General features: G+C 69.7%; 17 protein-coding genes. 7 read left to right on the top strand and 10 right to left on the bottom strand.

Annotation, left to right across the window (positions count from 1 at the left end; all coding sequences use genetic code 11):
* Window positions 1-156: 156 nt before the first annotated feature.
* Complete coding sequence (locus tag E3T24_RS10150) at window positions 157-516, top strand: sterol carrier family protein (RefSeq protein WP_134365003.1); 360 nt, start codon at window positions 157-159, stop codon at window positions 514-516.
* Between the two features lie 130 nt (window positions 517-646).
* Here E3T24_RS10150 and E3T24_RS10145 read toward each other — a convergent pair whose 3' ends face one another.
* Window positions 647-1642 (bottom strand): ribokinase, encoded by a 996-nt coding sequence (locus tag E3T24_RS10145; protein WP_134365004.1) that lies wholly within the window; start codon window positions 1640-1642, stop codon window positions 647-649.
* A 184-nt stretch (window positions 1643-1826) separates the two neighbouring features.
* Here E3T24_RS10145 and E3T24_RS17520 point away from each other — a divergent pair, with 184 nt between their 5' ends.
* The 3 genes from E3T24_RS17520 (at window position 1827) to purM (ending at window position 5065) form a co-directional block, all read left to right on the top strand.
* A complete protein-coding gene (locus E3T24_RS17520; protein ID WP_174776547.1) occupies window positions 1827-2261 on the top strand; it encodes a hypothetical protein in 435 nt (144 codons plus the stop codon).
* Window positions 2262-2354: 93 nt separating this feature from the next.
* Window positions 2355-3965, top strand: a complete 1611-nt coding sequence (purF, locus tag E3T24_RS10135) for an amidophosphoribosyltransferase (protein ID WP_134365007.1) — start codon at window positions 2355-2357, stop codon at window positions 3963-3965.
* Window positions 3962-5065 (top strand): phosphoribosylformylglycinamidine cyclo-ligase, encoded by a 1104-nt coding sequence (gene purM / locus E3T24_RS10130; RefSeq protein WP_134434582.1) that lies wholly within the window; start codon window positions 3962-3964, stop codon window positions 5063-5065. The genes purF and purM overlap by 4 nt, the downstream gene beginning before the upstream one ends.
* Window positions 5066-5185: 120 nt before the next feature.
* On the opposite strand, the gene E3T24_RS10125 is transcribed toward purM, so the two are convergent.
* The 5 genes from E3T24_RS10125 to E3T24_RS10105 all read right to left on the bottom strand — a co-directional run bounded on the left by E3T24_RS10125 (window position 5186) and on the right by E3T24_RS10105 (window position 9066).
* Complete coding sequence (locus E3T24_RS10125) at window positions 5186-5446, bottom strand: DUF3073 domain-containing protein (protein WP_134365009.1); 261 nt, start codon at window positions 5444-5446, stop codon at window positions 5186-5188.
* A 178-nt stretch (window positions 5447-5624) separates the two neighbouring features.
* On the bottom strand, window positions 5625-5999 hold the full coding sequence (crcB, locus tag E3T24_RS10120) for a fluoride efflux transporter CrcB (RefSeq protein ID WP_134404772.1): 375 nt from the start codon (window positions 5997-5999) through the stop codon (window positions 5625-5627).
* Window positions 5996-6418 (bottom strand): CrcB family protein, encoded by a 423-nt coding sequence (locus E3T24_RS10115; RefSeq protein WP_134365011.1) that lies wholly within the window; start codon window positions 6416-6418, stop codon window positions 5996-5998. Before E3T24_RS10115 ends, crcB begins: the two co-directional genes overlap by 4 nt.
* Before the next feature lie 2 nt (window positions 6419-6420).
* Window positions 6421-8544: an APC family permease gene (locus E3T24_RS10110; RefSeq protein ID WP_134365012.1), complete on the bottom strand. Its 2124-nt coding sequence runs from the start codon at window positions 8542-8544 to the stop codon at window positions 6421-6423.
* 81 nt (window positions 8545-8625) lie between these two features.
* Window positions 8626-9066 (bottom strand): MarR family transcriptional regulator, encoded by a 441-nt coding sequence (locus tag E3T24_RS10105; protein ID WP_134434581.1) that lies wholly within the window; start codon window positions 9064-9066, stop codon window positions 8626-8628.
* A 42-nt stretch (window positions 9067-9108) separates the two neighbouring features.
* Between E3T24_RS10105 and E3T24_RS10100 the strand changes: the two genes are divergently transcribed.
* Complete coding sequence (locus tag E3T24_RS10100) at window positions 9109-9375, top strand: hypothetical protein (protein WP_166787122.1); 267 nt, start codon at window positions 9109-9111, stop codon at window positions 9373-9375.
* Between the two features lie 46 nt (window positions 9376-9421).
* On the opposite strand, the gene E3T24_RS10095 is transcribed toward E3T24_RS10100, so the two are convergent.
* Window positions 9422-10066: a PadR family transcriptional regulator gene (locus tag E3T24_RS10095; protein WP_134404770.1), complete on the bottom strand. Its 645-nt coding sequence runs from the start codon at window positions 10064-10066 to the stop codon at window positions 9422-9424.
* Window positions 10063-10926 carry a hypothetical protein gene (locus tag E3T24_RS10090; RefSeq protein WP_134434580.1) on the bottom strand — a complete coding sequence of 288 codons (864 nt, stop codon included), beginning with the start codon at window positions 10924-10926 and terminating at the stop codon, window positions 10063-10065. Before E3T24_RS10090 ends, E3T24_RS10095 begins: the two co-directional genes overlap by 4 nt.
* 246 nt (window positions 10927-11172) lie before the next feature.
* On the opposite strand from E3T24_RS10090, the gene E3T24_RS10085 reads away from it, so the two are divergent.
* The gene (locus E3T24_RS10085; RefSeq protein ID WP_166787121.1) at window positions 11173-12423 is read left to right on the top strand and encodes a serine hydrolase domain-containing protein; all 1251 of its coding nucleotides are present in this window, start codon (window positions 11173-11175) and stop codon (window positions 12421-12423) included.
* A 49-nt stretch (window positions 12424-12472) separates the two neighbouring features.
* Here the strand turns inward: E3T24_RS10085 and E3T24_RS10080 are convergent, their stop codons facing one another.
* Window positions 12473-13267, bottom strand: a complete 795-nt coding sequence (locus E3T24_RS10080; RefSeq protein ID WP_241978682.1) for a CPBP family intramembrane glutamic endopeptidase — start codon at window positions 13265-13267, stop codon at window positions 12473-12475.
* Window positions 13268-13379: 112 nt separating this feature from the next.
* Here E3T24_RS10080 and E3T24_RS10075 point away from each other — a divergent pair, with 112 nt between their 5' ends.
* Window positions 13380-14549: a M20/M25/M40 family metallo-hydrolase gene (locus E3T24_RS10075; protein WP_241978681.1), complete on the top strand. Its 1170-nt coding sequence runs from the start codon at window positions 13380-13382 to the stop codon at window positions 14547-14549.
* A gap of 144 nt (window positions 14550-14693) precedes the next feature.
* Here the strand turns inward: E3T24_RS10075 and E3T24_RS10070 are convergent, their stop codons facing one another.
* On the bottom strand, window positions 14694-15356 hold the full coding sequence (locus E3T24_RS10070; protein WP_241976120.1) for a hypothetical protein: 663 nt from the start codon (window positions 15354-15356) through the stop codon (window positions 14694-14696).
* Window positions 15357-15781 lie beyond the last annotated feature (425 nt).

The raw sequence follows: 15781 nt of genomic DNA, 5'->3' as shown, positions 1-15781 counted from the left end.
GCTGTTGCGCGGAAGCTGCGCCGCTGCGCGCGTGGCGCGCCACCGGCGCAGCGGCGCAGCGCGGGGGGCGGGGGGCACTGAGCGGCTCGTGCACGCGGGGGCACCGAGCAGCGCGCGGGGGCACTGAGCGGCTCGTGCACGCGGCAGACTGGAGGCATGGCACGAGCGAGGATCGACGACGGGGCGGGACGCGCGGCGGTGCGCGCGTTCGCGGCGGAGCAGGCGGCGGCGAGCCGGGACATCCGTGCGCTCGCAGTGCGCTACACGCTGCAGCTGCTGGCCGAGCAGGCCGCCGGCAACACCCTCGAGGTGCGGGTGCCGCCCTTCGGCGCCGTGCAGTGCATCGCCGGGCCGCGTCACACCCGCGGCACACCGCCGAACGTCGTCGAGACGGATGCCGCCACCTGGCTCGCCCTCGTCACCGGCACCCTGGCCTGGCCCGACGGGCTCGCGACCGGGCGCATCCACGCGTCCGGGAGCCGGGCCGACCTCGCCGCGCACCTCCCGCTGCTCTAGTCCGCGCTGCCCCGTCCCGCCGGCAGACCCGCTCGAGTTCCGCTCGAGCCGCTCTCCCGCCCGCTCTCCCGCCCGCTCTCGTGACCATGACTGTGACGGGGTCGGGGAGCGCGGGGTGCGCGGGAGGCTGTCAGGCGAGGATCGCGGTGACCTCAGCGAGGGTGGGCATCGAACTCGTCGCGCCCGGCCGTGTGACCGCCACGGACGATGCGACCGTCGCCCAGCGCACCGCATCGATCATGGCCGTCGCGCTGATGGACCGCCCGCCGATGGCCGCACCACCGGCACCACCCGCACCAACGCCAGCACCTCGACCCGCATCGCCGCCACCGGCTCCCGCGCCGCGGTCCGCGCCCGCGGCCAGCTGGGCGACGAGCACACCCACGAACGTGTCGCCGGCCGCGGTCGTATCGACGGCGCGCACCGGACGGGCCGGGGCCAGGCCCAGCACGGAGCCGTCGAACGCGACCACGGAGCCCTCCGCGCCCAGGGTGACGATCGCCCAGGTGCCGCCGGCGCTGAGCAGCTCGGCCGCCCGCACCGGGTCGCTCTGGCCGGTGAGGGCGGCGGCCTCGAGCCGGCCCGGCACGATCAGGTCGACCAGGTCGAGGAACCCGTCCGGCAGTGTCACCACCGGCGCCGGGGTGAGCACCGTGAAGACTCCGGCTGCCCGCGCCGCCGCGAGTCCCTCCACCAGCGCCGAGACGGGCAGTTCGCACTGCATCATCAGGAACGCCGCGCGCTCGATCGCCTCGCGTTGGGTGCGGCTCAGCGCGGTCAGTGCGGCGTTGGCGCCGGGAACGACGACGATCGAGTTCTCGCCCGAGTCGACGACGGCAGTATGCGCCGTGCCGGTCGGCTCGACGGCTGATTCCAGCCCGTCGTCCGGGATCCCCTCGCGCGCCAGCAGCCGGCGGATCTGCTCTCCGTGTGCGTCCTCGCCGACCATCCCCAGGAAGTCCACCCCCGCGTCGAGCCGGGCTGCGGCGACCGCCTGGTTCAGTCCCGCGCCGCCGGGCTCAGAACTGAAACCGGTTCCGAAAAGCGTCTCACCCGGCCGCGGCAACCGCGGCTGCCGCACGACGAGGTTCACGTTGGCGCTACCGAGTACCGCGATCCTGTTCACCGCACCAGTCTCGCATCCGCCCGGCTGAGCGCAGGTGCCCACGCGTGCGCCCCACCTGCCGCTATCCGCCTCGGCAAGGCGACAACTTGGGCGCACGCGCGATAGATCGCGGGATCACGCGGCGGCCGCAGCCGCCCGGGGAACGCCCAGCCTCGGTCCCGCGCGCCCGTGCGAGAATAGGGAGGTGACTTCAGCCCAGCAACCCGAGCACCTGTCCGCGGAGTCCGGAGCCGTCGAGTCCGGAGCCGTCGAGTCCGGAGCCGGCGAGACCGTGGTCGGCGAGACCGTGGTCGACAAGGCCAGCGTCACCGTGCGCCGTTCGCCGCGCTACTTCAACTTCATGATCCTCGGGGCCGTGATCGGTGCGATCACCGCCTTCATCCTCACCCTCGCCTTTCCGGCGAACGCCGAATTCGGCGCGGCCCAGGTCTTCGGATTCCTGCTGCTCGCCGGCGTCGCCCTTGGCGTCACCGCCGGCGCCGTCGCCGCGATCGTGATCGACCGTGTGATCGGCCGCCGTGCCCGCACGGTCGTCGTCGATAGACTGAACGCCCAAGGTTTGCGCGACGCCGGGGCACCGGATTCCGCATCCGGCTCCCGTCTTTCCGACCAGAACTGAGAACGCACGAATCTCAGAGCCCCGCACAACTCAGAGCACGCGATTCTCGGAGCCTAAGAACTCAGAGCACTGACAGTAAAAGAGGCATCCATTTTGGCTGGTGGCGACGGACTATTAAGTCACGATCTTCTTCCCGGTGAGAAGGGGCCGCAGGATGCCTGTGGCGTCTTCGGTGTCTGGGCGCCCGGCGAAGAGGTGGCCAAGCTCAGCTACTTCGGCCTGTACGCCCTGCAGCACCGCGGCCAGGAATCGGCCGGCATCGCCACCAGTGACGGCTCCAAGATCCTGATCTACAAGGACATGGGCCTGGTCTCCCAGGTCTTCAACGAGGCCGCGTTGAGCACCCTGATCGGCCATATCGCCGTCGGGCACACCCGCTACTCGACCACCGGCTCGTCGAGCTGGCAGAACGCGCAGCCGACCCTCGGTCGCACCTCGGGCGGCACGGTCGCCCTCGGCCACAACGGCAACCTCACCAACACGGCCGAACTCCTGCAGCTCGTGCACGAGCGCTACCCGAAGGTGGAGGGCGAGCTCGCCCGCGGCAACACCACCGACACCGCCGTGATCACCGCGCTGTTCACCGGCGACCTCGACCACACCCTGGAAGCCACGGCGCTCGAGGTGCTGCCCCGCCTCCGCGGCGCCTTCTGCCTCGTCTTCATGGACGAGACCACCCTCTACGCCGCCCGCGACCCGCAGGGCGTTCGCCCGCTGGTGCTGGGCCGCCTCGAGCGTGGCTGGGTCGTCGCCTCCGAAACCGCCGCCCTCGACATCGTCGGCGCCAGCTTCGTGCGCGAGGTCGAGCCGGGCGAGCTGATCACCATCGACGAGGACGGCCTGCGCACGCAGCGTTTCGCCGAGGCGAAGCCCGCCGGCTGCGTGTTCGAATACGTCTACCTGGCCCGCCCCGATACGACCATCGCCGGCCGTGGGGTGCACGAGGCGCGGGTCGAGATGGGTCGCCGCCTGGCCCAGGAATACCCGGTCGAGGCCGACCTGGTCATCCCGACCCCCGAATCCGGCACGCCGGCCGCGATCGGCTATGCGCAGGCCTCCGGCATCCCGTTCGGCCAGGGCCTGGTGAAGAACTCCTACGTGGGACGCACCTTCATCCAGCCGTCCGAGACCATCCGGCAGCGCGGCATCAAGCTCAAGCTCAACCCGCTCAAGGCCGTGATCAAGGGCAAGCGCCTGATCGTCGTCGACGACTCGATCGTGCGTGGCAACACCCAGCGCGCCCTGGTCAGCATGCTGCGGGAAGCCGGCGCCGCCGAGGTGCACGTGCGCATCTCGAGCCCGCCGATCACCTGGCCATGCTTCTACGGCATCGATTTCGCCTCCCGGGCCGAACTCATCGCGACCGGCCTCGGCGTCGACGAGGTGCGCCAGGCCATCGGCGCCGACTCGCTCGGTTACCTGTCACCCGAGGGCATGATCGCCGCCACCGAGCAGCCGCCCGAACGCCTGTGCACGGCCTGCTTCACCGGCGTCTACCCGATCCCGCTGCCCGACTCGGCGCACCTGGGCAAGAACCTGCTCGAACGACCCGCCGCAGCCTCGAATGGATGCGACCCGGGCCCCGACTCGGAATTCGAGCCTCTGCTCGACCCCGCTGAGCGCCTCGACCTCGACCCTCTTCACGAAGAAACCCTGGTCAAACAGGGCAAGTCCCCGATCGGCGATCCAGGAAGACAAGAATGAGCAACGCTTCATATGCGGCAGCCGGAGTAGACACCGCGGCCGGCGACCTGGCCGTCTCCCTGATGAAGGCCGCCGTCTCCAAGACGCACGGCCCCGAGGTGCTCGGCGGTTTCGGCGGTTTCGCCGGCCTCTACGACGTATCGTTCCTCACCTCCTACCGCCGCCCGCTGCTGGCCACGTCCACGGATGGCGTCGGCACCAAGGTCGCGATCGCCCAGGCCATCGACAAGCACGACACCATCGGCCAGGACCTGGTCGGGATGGTCGTCGACGACATTGTCGTGGTCGGGGCCCGCCCGCTCTTCATGACCGACTACATCGCCTGCGGCAAGGTCGTCCCCGAACGCATCGCGGACATCGTCGCCGGCATCGCCCGCGCCTGCGCCGACACCGGAACCGCCCTCGTCGGGGGCGAGACCGCCGAGCACCCCGGCCTGCTCGGCGTGGACGACTACGACGTCGCCGGCGCCGCCACCGGCGTGGTGGAGGCCGACCAGGTGCTCGGCGCCGAGAACGTGCGCCACGGCGACGTCGTCGTGGCGATGGCCTCCTCCGGGCTGCACTCCAACGGCTACTCGCTCGTGCGGCACATCCTCGCACAGCGCGGCATCGGCTACACCGACACCTCCGCCGAGCTCGGCGGCGTGGTCGGCGAGGTGCTGCTGGAGCCGACCCGCCTCTACACCGGACCGCTGCTCAGCGTGCTGGCCGACCCCGAACTGGCCGGCGTCGTGCACTCGCTCAGCCACGTCACCGGCGGCGGCATCGCGGCGAACCTCGCCCGCGTGCTCCCGCTCGGGGCCTGGGTCGAGGTCGACCGGTCCACCTGGTCCCCGTCCCCCGTCTTCCGGGTGCTCAGCGACATGGCGGGCGCCTCGCTGGAGAGCTCGGAGGGAACCTGGAACCTGGGTGTGGGCATGTTCGCCGTCGTCTCGGCGGATGCCGCGTCATCCGTGATCGCACGTCTCGCCGCCGACGGGATCCCGGCCTGGGTCGCCGGCCGCGTGTCGACCGCGCCGCACGACCTCGCGGGCTTCGAGCAGGGCGCCAAGGGCGTCAACGGCGGGGCCGTGCGCCTCGTCGGCTCCTTCGCCGGCTAGTCGGTCGCCGCGTGCGCTCAAATGGCCGCCATCGATGAAACGATGGCGGCCATTTGAACGCACGCGCGAACGGATGATGCCCGGCGGTGACGGAGGGGGCCGACAGGGAGGGGCGCGGGGCTAGGCGCGCTTCTGCTCGTCTTCGGTCGCGTAGTGATCGACGTATTGGTCGTCGTCGTCGCCAGAAGCATCGTCGGAGCCCTTACCGGGCTTGCCGGCTTCGTATTCCGGCCACTTCGCCAGGTCTTCGTCGAGGCGCGGGTCATCGACCGGATGCCCGGTGAGCTCGCGTTCGAGCGCGTTGTAGTTGGTGTCCGGGCTGAAATACTTCAGCTCGCGGGCGACCTTGGTGTGCTTTGCTTTTTGACGGCCGCGCCCCATGCGTGACCCCCTAACGATGCCAGGCCGGGTGAGGAGTGAATCTCCCGGGAGTTGCCGAACGGAATGGTGAAAACTAGCCGTCAGTTTAGCATGATGACCCGCAGGCCCCACTGACGCGCTTGACGCTGTGCACTGCTCTGAAACCGCGCACTCGCTAGTGTACGACCGCGCGCTGGGATCAGCCTGAGCGGGCGAGCAGATACCCGGCGCCGCAGGCGAGGAATCCGAGCAGCAGAGTGCCGACCAGGTTGACCGCGCCGGCCCGCCAGCGCCCCCTGAGCAGGAGTTCGACCGTCTCGACGCTCCAGGTGCTGAAGGTGGTCAGCCCGCCGCAGACGCCGGTCAGGAGGATCAGGCGCAGTTCCGGAGAGACGGCCGCGCGCTCGGCCAGTCCGAGCACGACGCCGCCGACCAGCGCGCCCACAACGTTCACGATCAGCACGCCCAGGGGGAGTCGTCCGGGGCCGGCCGGCAGGGCGCGGGACACCAGGAAACGGATGACCGCTGCCGCGCCGCCGCAGACGAGCACGCCGAGGACCAGGCCGACGCTCACGGGGTGACCCCGGCATCCGTGCCGCCGAGTGGAAGGCGCTCTGCCGCGGCCCGGCCGCCCAGCCGGAGTCCCAGCGCCGCTGCCGCGAATCCGAGCAGGAGCGTGGCCGCGAGATAGGCCCAGGCCAGCGGCGAGAAACCCGCGGAGACCAGCGCCACCAGCGAGACCATCACGGCGGAGAAGGTCGTGAACGAGCCGAGCACGCCGCCCCCGAGGGCCGCCTTGAGCCAGGACGGCACGGCCGGCCGGGTCCAGAGGCCGGCCACCAGCCAGCCGAGCAGGAACGCGCCGACGACATTGGCGAGGAGCGTGCCGGCCGGGAATTCGGCGTCAGCGTGCGGGAGGGCCAGGTCGATTCCGAGCCGGAGGCCGGTGCCGGCCATTCCGCCCAGGAAGACGGCCGACCCCAGCCGCAGCATGGCTACTTTCGCTTTCGCCGGCGGGCGGCCGACGGCCGCGACTTCGGCGGGGTGACGCCCACGACGGCCGACTGCCTGACCGGGATCTCCTTGGTGGCCGGGGCGAGCGGTCGCCGTGGGATCGGGCGGGGACGCACGGGCTCGCCGCGCCGGTCCTGCCCGGGCACGGGGCGTGAGCGCCGCCCGTAGATGAGCTCGGAGGAGTCGAGCAGCCAGGGCACGAGCGCGATGGTGACGCCGTGCACGAGCATCAGTTTCTGGCGCAGCCGCCGGGCCTTGTGGTTGTGCAGCAGGCTCTCCCACCAATGCCCCACGATGTAGATCGGCGTGTACACGGTGACGACCTCGGAGCCGTGGTCCTCGCGACGATCCTTGATGTAGCTGATCAACGGCCAGCTGATGTCCCGGTAGGGAGACTGCACGATGTGCAGCGGCACCTGGATGTTCTGCTTCACCCAGGCGCGCTTGAGCTCCTTGGTCTCCTCGTTGTCGATCGAGATGTGCACGGCCTCGATGCTCTCGTGCCGGGCGGCGATCGCGTAGTCGAGTGCCTTGAGCACGGGCTTCTGCATCTTGCCCACCAGCACGATCGCGTGGTCGCCCTGGGAGCCGAACGTCGTCTCCGAGTCGACTTCGATTTCCTTGGCGACGTCCCGGTAGTACCGGTTGACGCCGAGCATGAGGGTGAACAGCACCGGCATCAGCACGAACACTAGCCAGGCGCCGTGGGTGAACTTGGTGATGGTCACCACGATCAGCACCACCCCGGTCAGGAGGGCGCCGAAACCGTTGATGGACAGGCTGGCGACGATGGATGCCCGGTTCGGCGGGTTCGTCTTGAGCAGGGACAGCCAGTGCCGCACCATGCCGGTCTGCCCGAGCGTGAAGGAGACGAAGACGCCGATGATGTACAGCTGGATTAGCACGGTCAGGTTGGCCTGGTAGATGACCAGGATCACACAGGCGAAGAACGCGAGCAGCAGCACGCCGTTCGAGTAGATCAGGCGGTCACCGCGGGTGCTGAGCGACTTCGGCGCGTAGGAGTCCTTGGCGAGCACCGAGCCGAGCAGGGGGAAGCCGTTGAACGCCGTGTTGGCGGCCAGGAGGAGCACGGCCGCGGTCGCGGCCTGCAGCACGAAGAACATGATCGAGTTGTTGCCGAAGGTGGCCGCCGCGATCTGCGCGATCAGGCTGCGCTGCGGGGAGGTGGCGCATTCCTGCCAGCCGATCAGGTCGCAGGGGTTCTCCGCGTAGTGCACCTTGGAGAAGAGGGCCAGGGTCGTCAGCCCGACGAAGAGCGTGATGGCGATGCCACCCATGAGCACCAGCGTGCGCTGGGCGTTCTTTACCTTGGGATGCTTGAACGCGGGCACCCCGTTGGCGATCGCCTCGACGCCGGTGAGCGCGCTGCATCCGCTGGCGAAGGATCGCAGCAGCAGCAGGATGAACGCGGACTGGGCGAGGTTCTGGGCCTCCACCTCGTAGCCCGCGGATTCGGCCATCGGGGTGTCGCCCAGGGCGACCCGGGTGAGACCGACGACGACCATCAGGAGCACGCTCGCGATGAAGAGGTAGGTCGGGATGGCGAACGCCTTGCTGGATTCGTGCACACCCCGCAGGTTGACCGCCGCCAGCAGGATCACGAAGAAGACGGCGAACTCCACCCGGAAGGGAGCGAGTCCCGGGAGGGCGGAGATGATGTTATCCACGCCGCTGGCCACCGACACGACCACGGTCATGACGTAGTCCACCAGCAGGGCGGAGGCGACGACCAGGCCGGCCTTCTCGCCGAGGTTCTTGTGCGCGACCTCGTAGTCGCCGCCGCCGGACGGGTACGCCTTGATCAGCTGGCGGTAGGAGGCGGTGACCACCACGAGCAGCAGCACGACGACGGCCGCGACCCACGGTGCGAAGCTGAGAAAGGCCAGCCCGCCGAGGGTGAGGATCATCAGGAGCTCTTGCGGGGCGTAGGCCACGCTCGACAGCGGGTCGCTCGCGAAGATCGGCAGGGCGAGGTGCTTGGGCAGCAACTGGCCTTCGAGCTTCTCCGTCGAGAGAGGGTCGCCGATGATCCACCGTTTCGGTGATCGTGTTTCTGGTGCCGGGGGGCTTACCTCTGGAGTCACGAGGGTCGACACTACTCCCTTGCACACTTCTGACAAAACAGTGACAGAGTGCCGACCCTGCGGCGTGTCGCCTGCGCGGGGTCAGTGCGTGTGTGACGCCTCGATAACCCGCCACAGCGACCGGCGCAGAACATCGAGTTCATCCATGCTCATTCCGAGCCTGTCGATGATGCGCGGGGGGATCGTGCGGGCCTCCTCGCGCAGCAGGCACCCGGCGTCGGTGAGGGATACGTCGAGCACGCGTTCGTCGTGTTCGTTGCGCTCCCGGGTGACCAAACCGGCGACCTCCAGCCGCTTCAGGAGCGGCGACAGGGTGGCCGGCTCGAGGCGGAGCTCCACGGCGAGGTCCTTCACCGAGCGGGGGCTGCGCCCCCAGAGCGCCAGCATGACCAGGTACTGCGGATGGGTGAGCCCATAGGGCTCGAGGATCGGGCGGTAGATCGAGATCACGCTGCGCGACGCGATCGCCAACGCGAAGCAGACCTGGTCCTCGAGGCGGAGGAGGTCGGCGGCATCCGTCACTCGGGCAACCTTCCATCGGCTTTAGTTAGTACACTAATGATTATGACACGTACTAACAAGAAGCCGCGCGCCGAGCGCGGCCTGGCCGGCGTCATCGCCCGCCTCAACGGCCGGCTCCTGCCCTGGATCGGCCCGCCGCCCCTCGGGCCGTACGACACGGTCAGTGCAGAAGAGGTGCAGGCGACGCAGGCCCGATCGGTTTGCCCCATCTGCGGGGCCCTGATGTCCCTGCACGAGATCGACCGCTCGGGGGAGCGCACGCAGGTGCACCACCCCACCCCCGAGCAGGTCGCCGAGCGCTCCGCCTGACGGCGGGTTGCGCGGCGGCCCGCACGGGTTCAGCGGCAGAGGTGGTTCAGCGGGAGAGTGAGGCGAGGATGCCCTCGCGCACCTCGGCCAGGCGGCGGCGCAGCTCCGGCACGGTGTCGGCGGGCACCAGCGAGCGGGAGGCCTGCCCGCGCAGGTCCGCCCGCAGCTGCTGACGGAATTCGTTCAACACCATGTCGGCCTCGTGGATGGCGCGACTCGACTCGGCCCGCGGGTCCGCGCCCGGACCGGTGCTTCCGGAGCCGCTCGTGCCTGTGCCGCCGGCTCCCCGGACGGGACCCTCTCCCCTGGCCTGGCGTTTGGCGGAGGCCAGGTCGGCGCGCAGACTCTTCATCGCCGCGGTGACTCCCGAGCGCACCTCATCGGCCAGCCGCCGAACGGAGTCCGTGACCTCGGTCTCGATCGCGTCGAGTTCACCCTGGCGGGCGAGCAGTTCGGCGCGTCCGGCGTCGGTGATCTCGTAGACGGTCTTACGGCCGTCCGTCGACTTGGTGACCAGGCCTTCCTCTTCCAGCTTGGCCAGGCGCGGGTAGATCGTTCCGGCGCTGGGAATATAGGTTCCGCCGAACCGGTCGCTGAGCGCCTGGATCAGCTCATAGCCGTGCCGGGGCTGTTCGGCCAGCAGGCTGAGCAGGTAGAGGCGCAGGCTGCCGTGCGCGAAGACGGGGGTCATTCCCACACCTCCCCGGCCGTGTCGGCGGCGGACTCGCCCTGGGGGCCGCCGGCCTCGGCGCTCCGCCGCACCACGGAGATGTCACCGGAGACCGAGTTGGCGTACAGGTCGAGCCAGCTGCCGTCGAGCACGCCGGTGCTGGATTCGTAGCCCTTGCCGAAGGTGCCGCGGATCGTCTGGTCGTCGAGCTGCAGGGTGCCGGACACGGTATTGAGGTGGTACTTGGTCCCGACGTCCGCGCCGAGGCGCACGGTCAGGTTGCCGCTGACCGTGTTCGTGTTGATGGAATCCGGGGTGCCCTCGATGTCGAGGAAGACATCGCTGGTGACGCCGTCGAGGCTGAACCTGCGGATGTCGCCGCTGGCCGTGATCTCGCCGGAGACCGTGTGCGCGACGATGCTGCCGTCGTGGTTGCGCACCTGCATCTCGCCGTTCACGCCATTGAGCTCGAGGTCGCCGGTCACCCCGTCGACCACGATGTCGCCCGACACAGTGCTGACGCGGCCGCCGTTGCGGAGCCCGGAGATCAGGGCGTCGGCCGTGATCACGCCGAATTTCAGCGCGACGTCGCGGGGGACCATGATGCTGACGTCGGCCTTCGCGGTGCCGCGGAATGAGGCGAACACCTCGATGAAGTTGTCCCAGCGCAGCTGGGGGTGGTCGATCTCCAGGGTGTCGCCGTCGAGCGAGATCTTGAGATCCTTGCCGCTCACGCTGTGCACTTCAACCCGGGTCACCGGGTCGTCGTGGCCGATGACGTCGATCTTGCCGCCGATCATGCCCACCTTGAGATTGCGCACCAGCTCGATATCGATCACCTTGGTTTGTCCAGGGTTGACCAGCCATTTTTCCAGGGCCATTGAATTCTCCTTCGTGCCGCGGCATCCGTGTGAAGCGGATGCCCACAGGTTTGTCGCGATATATCGCGACGTGTTCGAATCAAGATATATCGCGTTTCTGTGAATGGCAAGTGTGGCGGTCAGGTTCGCGGTGCCCGGATGAGGCATTCTGGAGGCAGGCATGGGGGGAATGCAGTGGAAATTTTCATGGGGGATCGCATCGGAGCACGCAGGGGGAGGTTGCGCCGGCGCAGATCGATCAGGCCGGTGGCGCTGGTTGTCGCAGCCGTCGTGGTGTCGGGCGTCCTGTCGGGATGTTCACCGGACGCCGGCGGGGGCGGGCACCGGAAAGGCGGGGCATTCACGGTCGATGTCACCGAGCGCCTGGACGCGGCCGTGGCCGACGCGATCGGCCGGTCCGGGGCATCCGGGGCCGTGGTGGGCGTCTGGGCCGACGGAACCGGCGAATGGGAGGCCGCGCCGGGGACGACGACCATCGGCGGCACGGAGGCGATGAGCACGGAGATGCGGTTCCGGATCGGGACGAACACCACCGCGATGACCTGCACCGTGTTACTCCGGCTCGTGGAGGAGGGCACGGTCGCGCTCGACGACCCGGTCGCCACCTACCTGGGCCGCCTCGTCGGCGTCGGGGACATCACACTCGGCCAGCTGTGTCAGAACACGTCCAGTCTGGCCGGCCAGGACACGGAACAGACGGCTCAGTTCGTGAACAACCCGACCCGCTCCTGGCCGGCGCTGGAGCTTGTGTCGAATGGACTGTCCGCGCCCCGGACGGGTGCGCCGGGTGGCACCTGGGTGCAGTCGAGCACCGGGATCGTTCTGCTCGGCATGGCGCTCGAGCAGGCCACCGGCAAGGATTGGCGCGCGCTCTACCGCCAGTACATCTTCAACCCGTTGAACCTGGATGACACCTCGTTCCCGGCTGCCGACGACCTGCAGATCCCCGGCGCGCATCCGCAGGGCTACGCGACGCAGCGCAGCACGGACGGCCAGCCGAACTGCGAGATCATGCTCGACGACACCGAGCTGTCCATCTCGATGACCGGTGTGGCCGGCGGCGTCGTCTCGACACTGGCGGACATGCGCACGTGGGCGGACGCGCTCGCCGTGGGCAGTGTGCTCGGCCCGGCATCCGTGGAGGTCCAGTGGTCCACCGTGGCGCAGGACGCCAACGCTCCCGCCTGGCGGCGCTACGGCCTGGGCGCCGAGCAGCTGGGCCCGCTGCGCGGGCGGGCGGGGGCGATCCCCGGATTCATCTCGGCGACCCTGTCCGATCCCGCCGGGGGTCTGACGGTGGTGGTCGCGCTGAACAACTCGACCGCCGGAGGCAACTTCGCCCTGGCGCTGGCCCGGCAGCTGGCCGCCATCGCCACCCCGGCCACGGCGGCCGGCACGGACCGGGAGCCGCTGACCCTGCCCTGGTCGGAGGACGCGGCCCGGGCCGACCTCGAGGCGGGGACGGTGTGCCCGGTTCCGGCGGCGGCCGCGGGGTAGCTCAGCTTCAGTCTCAGTCTCAGTCTCAGTCTCAGTCTCAGTCTCAGTCTCAGTAGACGAAGATCGGCAGCCAGTCCCGCGTGTGCGCGTGCACGATCACCAGGAAGACCACCAGGTCGAACAGCAGGTGCACGCACACGACGTAGGTCAGTGACTTGGTGAGCTTGAATGTGTAGCCCTGCAGCAGCGCGAACGGGAAGGTCATCAGCGGGCCCCAGCTCTGGTAGCCCAGCTCCCAGAGGAACGAGGTGAAGATGACGGCCTGCAGCAGGTTCGCCTGCCAGTCGGGGAAGTGCCGGCGCAGCAGGGCGAACGCCGTGCAGATGAAGAACAGTTCGTCCCAGATGCCCACGAAGCCCACGCCCACGAAAAGCCGGGCGATCTCGTCGGGAGCGGTGACCGTCGGCCAGTTGCGGTACGCCCCCGACCGAATGAAATAGGTCGGCAGGATGAGGTAGCCCAGCAGCACCACGAGCGGCAGGTACCAGCGCTCCAGGGCGGTCCAGCGCTGGCCGGTGCGGATCGGGAACCGGATGGCGTGGTCGCGGTAGAGGTAGCGCGAGGCCAGGTACGGCACGAGCACCGAGAGGGTGAGCACGCTGCCCATCAGGGCCATGTTCGGGTAGCTGATGTGGGCCTCGACCGAGATAGTGCTGATGATCAGCAGCCCGACCGCGATCAGAAGCAGGTCCCGGAACAGGGCCCGGTCGATCAGGAAGGCGAGCCCGACCGCGGCGGCGAGCACGGTGTAGCCGGAGACCGGGTCGCGCAGACCGAACAGCAGCACGGCCGAGGCCGAGAGCAGCGCCGCCGGCAGCAGTCCCCAGGAGGCGCGCGGGGCCATCCGTGGGGCCGAAGTCGTCGTTTCGGGTGCCGCGCCATCGTGCATGCCACATGGTACCGAACCGCTCTCGCAAACGGGTGGGCGGGGCGCATCCGGCCGCTAGGTTGGGGGTGTGAATCCAGAGCCAGGACCCGACCCGGTCGCCGTGATGCAGGCGCTCATCGCCATCGATTCGGTCAACCCCGACCTCGTGCTGGGCGCGGCCGGCGAACGTATGATCGCGGCCTGGTGCGCCGACTGGCTCACCGGCCACGGGTTCGAGGTGCACCGCCTCGAGCGGCACCCCGGGCGCCCCACGATCGTCGGGCTCAGACGCGGCACCGGCGGCGGGCGATCCCTGATGCTCAACGGCCACCTCGACACCGTCGGGGTCGGCGGCTACCTCGGCGACCCGTTCGCCGGCGAACGGCGGGACGGACGCGTGTTCGGGCGCGGCTCCTTCGATATGAAGGGCGGGGTCGCCGCCATCCTCGTCGCGGCGGCGCGCGCCACGAGCGGAGGGACCTCCGGGGTGTCCGCGCTCGCCGGGGACGTGCTCGTCACCCTCGTCGCCGACGAGGAGTTCGGCAGCCTCGGCACCGAGGAGGCGCTGGCCCGGTTCCGCGCCGACGCGGCGATCGTGGCCGAGCCCAGCGAACTGTGCCTCACGCTCGCGCACCGGGGCTTCGCCTGGTTCGAGGTTGAGCTCACCGGACTCGCCGCCCACGGCTCCCAGCCGGAGCGGGGCGTCGACGCCATCGCGCACGCCGGGCTGGTGCTCTCCGCCCTCGACGGGCTGCGGGCGGAGATCGAGGCGGCGCCGGCGCATCCGCTGCTCGGTCACGGCACCGTGCGGGTCTCGACCATCACCGGGGGCACGGATGCCGCAACCGTCGCCGCGGTCTGCACCCTCACGATCGAGCGGCGCACGCTGCCCGGGCAGACCCCCGACGCAGTCGAGGCCGAACTCCGGGGCCTCCTCGACCGGCTCGCGGCGGGCGTGCCCGACTTCGCCTACCGGCTCACCCGGCTGGTCGCCCGGGCCGCGTTCGAGGCCGACCCGGCCTGGGCGATCGTGCGCACGCTCAGCGCCCAGGCCGAGCGGGTGCTCGGCCACAGCCAGACGGTGCGCGGCGAGCCCTTCTGGACCGACGCGGGACTGATCCACGAGGCGGGCATCCCGTGCCTGGTCGTGGGCGTGGCCGGCGGCGGCGCGCACGCCGACACGGAGTGGGCGGATGAGGCATCCGTCTACCGGCTGACCGATATGCTGGCCGGCACGATCGCCGACTTCTGCGGCTGAGCGGCTGCGCCCGGTCCCCCTTCCCGTCCCCCTTCCCGTCCCCCTGCCCGTCCCCCTGCCCGTCCCCCTGCCCGTCCCCCTTCCCGTCCCCCTTCCCGTCCCCCTTCCTCCTCTCGCGGCTCTCGCGGCCGGTGGGGCGGGGCGTCAGTTGGCGGGGCTGTCGATCGAGGGTTCCGTGGGGGTCGTGTCGCCTTCGAGGGCCTCCTCGAGCCGGGGGTCCGCGGCGGCGGCCGGGAGGGTGATCGCGAAGAGCGGGATGGTCCAGTGGCAGAGCGGGCCGACGAGCACCGCGAAGAGAACCGTGCCGATGCCCACGTTGCCGCCGAGGGCCCAGCCGATGCCGAGCACGATGACCTCGATGCCGGTGCGCACGATCCAGATGCGCCAGCCGGTGCGTTTGTGCAGGCCGGTCATCAACCCGTCGCGCGGGCCGGGGCCGAAGTGTGCGCCGATGTAGAGGCCGGTTGCCACCGCGAGAGTCAGCAGGCCGGCCGCGAACAGGAGCACGCGTAGCCAGAGGTCGAGGTCCGCCGGGATCAGTCGCAGGCCGACATCCGCTGCCGGTCCGACCAGGAGCGCGTTCATCACGGTGCCGACGCCGGGCTTCTGCCGGATCGGGATCCAGAGCAGCAGCACCACACCGCTGATCAGGATGGTGACGAGCCCAAAGCCGAGGTGGGTGCGGCTGTCGATGCCCTGCGTGAGCACGTCCCAGGGGGCGACGCCGATGCCGCCGCGCACGATCAGCGCGATCCCGATGCCGTACAGGAAGAGGCCGATGAGCAGCTGGGTGAGACGACGGGTCATGGAACACCATCCAATGGCACTATTGGCCTGTCGCCAAATTCCGCAACCCGACCGGCCAAATCATGCCATGCCGGCCGAGGGCGTCAGCGGGTGCTCGCCGCCGCCGGCCAGGGCACGGTGCTGATCAGCGAGGAGGACATCGTCGAATTCGTTAGGTGGCCCGAATCGTGTCTTTGGCGAGTTCATGCGGTTTCCGGCATATGCGGACCCCGGCCTGGTTAGCACACCCGTTCTCGACCAACTGATCATCACTCGCCGGCTGACCGAGGTGCCCGCCATCCTGCAGTAGCGCCGCAGTCAACTCCGCCCCGCGCGCACCAATTCGACGGAGATTTTGGCTCTCCTGCTGCATCTGTGGGTCTTTCGGAGCGCCTTAACGGCCGCACGCCGCTTCCTGTCTAGGTTTCTGACTGTCAAGGAAAGAA

This window comes from Cryobacterium sp. TmT2-59 (assembly GCF_004403545.1).
Classification (GTDB): Bacteria; Actinomycetota; Actinomycetes; order Actinomycetales; family Microbacteriaceae; genus Cryobacterium; species Cryobacterium shii.
The sequence above is the reverse complement of the archived record's forward strand: the minus strand, read 5'-3'. Positions and strand labels throughout refer to the sequence as shown.

Excerpts from the sequence above, each read along its gene's own strand:
- E3T24_RS10150 (WP_134365003.1), top strand. The coding sequence starts at position 157 with ATGGCACGAGCGAGGATCGACGACGGGGCGGGACGCGCGGCGGTGCGC.
- purM (WP_134434582.1), top strand. The coding sequence starts at position 3,962 with ATGAGCAACGCTTCATATGCGGCAGCCGGAGTAGACACCGCGGCCGGC.
- E3T24_RS10125 (WP_134365009.1), bottom strand. The coding sequence starts at position 5,446 with ATGGGGCGCGGCCGTCAAAAAGCAAAGCACACCAAGGTCGCCCGCGAG.
- E3T24_RS10115 (WP_134365011.1), bottom strand. The coding sequence starts at position 6,418 with ATGCTGCGGCTGGGGTCGGCCGTCTTCCTGGGCGGAATGGCCGGCACC.
- E3T24_RS10100 (WP_166787122.1), top strand. The coding sequence starts at position 9,109 with ATGACACGTACTAACAAGAAGCCGCGCGCCGAGCGCGGCCTGGCCGGC.
- E3T24_RS10095 (WP_134404770.1), bottom strand. The coding sequence starts at position 10,066 with ATGACCCCCGTCTTCGCGCACGGCAGCCTGCGCCTCTACCTGCTCAGC.
- E3T24_RS10090 (WP_134434580.1), bottom strand. The coding sequence starts at position 10,926 with ATGGCCCTGGAAAAATGGCTGGTCAACCCTGGACAAACCAAGGTGATC.
- E3T24_RS10080 (WP_241978682.1), bottom strand. The coding sequence starts at position 13,267 with ATGGCCCCGCGCGCCTCCTGGGGACTGCTGCCGGCGGCGCTGCTCTCG.
- E3T24_RS10070 (WP_241976120.1), bottom strand. The coding sequence starts at position 15,356 with ATGACCCGTCGTCTCACCCAGCTGCTCATCGGCCTCTTCCTGTACGGC.